The 4,480-nt window shown below is 59.6% G+C and carries 3 protein-coding genes; 2 read left to right on the top strand and 1 reads right to left on the bottom strand.

The annotated features are described in order from the left end of the window. Positions 1-288 precede the first annotated feature (288 nt). Positions 289-543 (bottom strand): hypothetical protein, encoded by a 255-nt coding sequence (locus NW853_RS09560; protein ID WP_414335398.1) that lies wholly within the window; start codon positions 541-543, stop codon positions 289-291. Positions 544-1,009: 466 nt separating this feature from the next. Between NW853_RS09560 and NW853_RS09555 the strand changes: the two genes are divergently transcribed. Together NW853_RS09555 and NW853_RS09550 are read left to right on the top strand one after the other, a co-directional pair. Further along, on the top strand, positions 1,010-3,748 hold the full coding sequence (locus NW853_RS09555) for a valine--tRNA ligase (protein WP_414348898.1): 2,739 nt from the start codon (positions 1,010-1,012) through the stop codon (positions 3,746-3,748). A gap of 265 nt (positions 3,749-4,013) precedes the next feature. Further along, positions 4,014-4,334: an RNA recognition motif domain-containing protein gene (locus tag NW853_RS09550; RefSeq protein WP_414348897.1), complete on the top strand. Its 321-nt coding sequence runs from the start codon at positions 4,014-4,016 to the stop codon at positions 4,332-4,334. The last annotated feature ends 146 nt before the right edge of the window (positions 4,335-4,480 follow it).

Below are 4,480 nucleotides of genomic sequence, written 5' to 3'. Positions count from 1 at the left end.
TGCCAAGCATTAGCAGAAAATGGTGCAAGGGGTTCTCTTGTCATGGGTTATCGAGTTGTTGTTGAAAGATGGTGCAAGAAGAACTTTTCTCTTGCTCAGAAAACTTTTGTTGACACTTTTCAATGAGTGTCGACAACTCCCCTTTGAGTTCCTGCAGATGGGCAAGCGATTCATCAGTTTGTCTTTGCTTTTCGCTTGGCTCTATGGGCATCTGCCAACAGGGAAGGACCTGCCCACTGTCCTGAAGCAGTAGCGATTCTTTGAACTCGCCCGGTATGTGTAAGGCCCTCAATTTAAAATTGCCTGGCATTCGGGCCGCTCCAAAAACACTTCTGGCAAAATGGAATCCCCAAAGTACCCTGGCGGCGCAATCACTATGGCAAACCCCTTCAGATTCAACTCGGTTTCGTCGTAAACCACCAGTTGGCTGAAACCGGCGGCAGGATCCCCCTCCATATCGAGAATGCGGGCTTTTCGCTGGATAATCCAAGGGGTCTCCCCTTCTAGTTCAGAAGGGGCCAGAGGGCGATCTAGGCCAAACACGAACTCTCCACTTCGACCCACAAGAGTCCACTCTAAGCTATTGAGCTTCTCTGTACCTGCGAAGCAAAAGGCGTAATCGCTGTACGGAACAAAATACAGTCCTACCAGCCGGGATTTTTCATCAGGGTGGCTGCGGGCACTCAAGCAAGCCTCAAAACCCAGTAGAGAGGCTGGATCGACGGGCTGCCCATAACAAAGCAGGATGTCGTCTTTTGAGTGTTTCCACCACTCTTGTTGCGCGAAGGCAGGGATCCTACCGGATAAAGCCATTAGAACCATCAGGGCCGTTGCCGCCAATGATCTGTACATAGAGCCGCATCTGAACGCTGAGGATAGCAGTACCTTAGCCCAAAGCGCCTTTCTGCTGGGTGATCGGGATCAGCCTTACCCATCCCCAAAGGGCAAGGGGTTAGACTGCTACTCTATAAAGTGATTCATCCTTCTCAACCGTTGGCCTATTCTCCCCATGACTGCTGCACCTGCCCTCGCCCATCTGCCCAGCCAGTACAACCCCTTTGAGACCGAGCCGAAGTGGCAGCGCTTTTGGGAGGAAAAGGGGTTCTACGTAGCGGATCCCAAGGCGCCGGGAGAAGCCTTCAGCATGGTGCTGCCCCCGCCCAACGTCACCGGCAGCCTGCACATGGGCCATGCCTTTGCCTTTACCCTGCCGGATGTGGTGGTGCGCTACAAGCGCATGCGCGGCTACAACGTCCTCTGGCTGCCCGGCACGGATCATGCCAGCATTGCCGTGCACACCATCCTGGAAAACCAACTGCGCCAGGAGGGCAAGAGCCGCTTTGAGCTGGGCCGCGAGGCTTTTCTGGAGCGGGCCTGGGCCTGGAAGGAGCAATCCCAGGGCACCATCAAAAGCCAACTGCGGCGGCTGGGCCTGTCGCTGGACTGGACGCGGGATCGCTTTACTCTCGATGAGGGGCTGAGCCGGGCAGTTACGGAAGCCTTTGTCCGCCTCTACGAAGCAGGGCTAATTTACCGGGGCGAGTATTTGGTCAACTGGTGTCCGGCCACCCAGTCGGCAGTCTCCGACATTGAGGTGGACAACAAAGAGGTCAAGGGTCACCTCTGGCATTTCCGCTATCCCTTGGCCGCGGATCCCAACCAGTACCTGGTGGTGGCCACCACCCGCCCCGAGACGATGCTGGGGGATACAGCCGTGGCGGTCCACCCGCAAGACGAGCGCTACCGCCATCTCATTGGCCAGTTTGTGCGGCTGCCCATCAAGGATCGCCTTATCCCCATCATCGCCGACGAGTACGTGGATCCCTCCTTTGGCTCCGGCTGTGTCAAAGTTACCCCAGCCCACGATCCCAACGACTTTGAGATGGGCCGTCGCCACCAGTTGCCCTTGATCAACATTCTCAACAAGGACGGCACCCTCAACGAGAACGGGGATCCCTTCACCGGTCTGGATCGCTTTGTCGCCCGCGAGAAGGTGGTGCAGTGGTTTGCCGAGCACGGTCTGCTGGAGAAGGTGGAAGAGTACACCCACAGCGTGCCCTACAGCGACCGCGGGGGCGTGCCCATCGAGCCGCTGCTCTCCATTCAATGGTTTTGCGATGTCTCGGGGATGGGGGCCCGCTGCTTGCAGGAGGAGCGAGAGCACCACAACCCCCGCTTTATCCCGGAGCGCTGGACCAAGGTTTACACCGGCTGGCTGGAGAAGCTGCGCCCCTGGTGCATCTCGCGGCAACTGTGGTGGGGGCACCAGATCCCGGCCTGGTATCCGGTCATCGACGGTCAGATCCCTGAGGATCCCCAGGCTTTTGTGGTGGCCCGCAATGCCGAAGAGGCCTGGGCGAAGGCACGGGAGAAGTTTGGCCCGGCCCTCGAGCGGCTGGAGCGGGATCCCGATGTGTTGGACACCTGGTTTAGCTCCGCTCTGTGGCCTTTTTCCACGCTGGGCTGGCCGGAAGAGACAGAGGACTTCAAGCGCTACTACCCCAATTCCCTCATGTCCACAGGCTTCGACATCATCTTTTTCTGGGTGGCCCGCATGGCCATGATGGGAGTGCAGTTTACCGGCCAGATCCCCTTCAAGGATGTCTACATCAACGGCCTGGTGCGGGACGAGCAGGGGGCGAAAATGTCCAAGTCCAAGGGCAACGGCATCGATCCCATCGAGCTTTTGGACAAATACGGCACCGACGCCCTGCGCTACGCTCTGGTTAAAGAAGTGGTGGGGGCAGGGCAGGATATCCGCCTGGCCTACGACCGCAAGACCGGCGAGAGCGCCAGCGTGGAAGCAGCCCGCAACTTCGCCAACAAGATCTGGAACGCCTCCCGCTTTGTGCTCCTGAACCTGGAGGGGCAGACCCCCGCCCAACTGGGATCCCCTGCCCCCGCAGCGCTGGAGCTGGCCGATCGCTGGATCCTGTCGCGACTGCACTCCGCGGCCACCCAGGTTATCGAAGAGCTGGAAGCCTACGGCCTGGGCGAGGGGGCGCGGCTCTTGTATTCCCTGATTTGGGATGACTTCTGCGACTGGTACATCGAGCTGGCCAAGCCGCGGCTGCGGGGAGAAGACCCGACCTCTAAGCGCACGGCACAGCAGGTGTTGGCCACTGTGCTGGAGACCATCCTCCGGCTGCTGCACCCCTGGATGCCCCATATCACCGAAGAAGTCTGGCAGCTCCTCACCCAGGCCAACCAAACCACCTCCATCTCCGTCCAGCCCTATCCCGCCCCTGACCCTAACTGGGTTGACCCTCAACTGGAGCGGGAGTTCGGCCTGGTGATCCAGACCATCAGCAGCTTGCGCAACCTGCGGGCAGAGGCTGGCCTTAAGCCCCATCAAACCATCACGGCTCTGCTGGTTACCGAGGATCCCGACGAGCAGCGGATCCTCACCGCCGCTCAAGCCTACATCCGCGATCTGGCCAAGGCCGAGTCCCTAGAAATTACGGGATCCCTGGCCACGGAGCCCAAGCAGGTGGCGGCTGCCGTAGTGGGCACGGTGCAGGTGCTGGTGCCCTTGGCGGGGCTGGTGGATGTGGAGGCGCTGCGGGCTAAAGTGCAAAAAGATCTGGCCAAGCTGGAAAAAGAGGCTCAAGGGATCCGCGCCCGCCTGGAGAACCCCAGTTTCCTCAGTCGGGCCAACCCGGAAGTGGTGCAGGCTAGCCGCGAGCAACTGGCGGAGCTGGAGGCCCAGATGCAGCTCTTGCAAGCCCGCCTGGAAAAGTTGGGCTAGGGCAACGGGGAGCGCTCTCCTTTGGGGCTCTTGACCTGGGCAGCCGACTTGCGTAGCCTCGAGCTCAATAGCACCGGCTATTTTGCTATTTTTGTGCAAGGGGAGTGACCATCCCCCATCTCTGTGTTATGATGAAAATTAGTTCGAGATAAATGTCGGTTGTAGCGTTCGGTTCTTCTGGTCTTGACGGGTTTTCACGTTTTGTATTGGCAGACGGCTCTCCGAATATCTCGCCCTTTGTTCCTCTCTCTTTCGGAGATCGTCGATGTCGATTTATGTAGGCAACCTTTCCTTTAAGGTGACAGAAGCGGATTTGACCGCTGTTTTTGCCGAGTACGGTTCTGTGAAGCGGGTGCAGATCCCCACCGACCGGGAGACTGGCCGCATCCGCGGTTTTGGGTTTGTGGAAATGAGTTCTGAGGCCGAAGAGCAGGCTGCTATTGCCGCTCTGGATGGCGCAGAATGGATGGGCCGCGACCTCAAGGTCAACAAGGCTCGCCCGCGGGAAGAACGCCCCACCTCAGGCTTCCGCTCTGGTAACGCCAACGGCGGCGAGCGGCGGCGCAGCTTCCAATCTCGCTATTAAAACGCCTGCTGAGGCTTCTCGGTTTGAGTTCGCCCCTCACCCCCGGCCCCCGCGCCAGGGGGCTCCCGGCCCACCGCCCCGCCGCCCCGGTCGGGGATGCAAAGCGCGCCCGGCGCGGCAAAACGGAGGGGAGGAGAGTCGGGGGG

The organism is Synechococcus sp. H55.11 (assembly GCF_047462475.1).
Taxonomy (GTDB): Bacteria; Cyanobacteriota; Cyanobacteriia; order Thermostichales; family Thermostichaceae; genus Thermostichus.
Note: the sequence above shows the minus strand (reverse complement) of the source record. Positions and strands in the feature narration are given on the sequence as shown.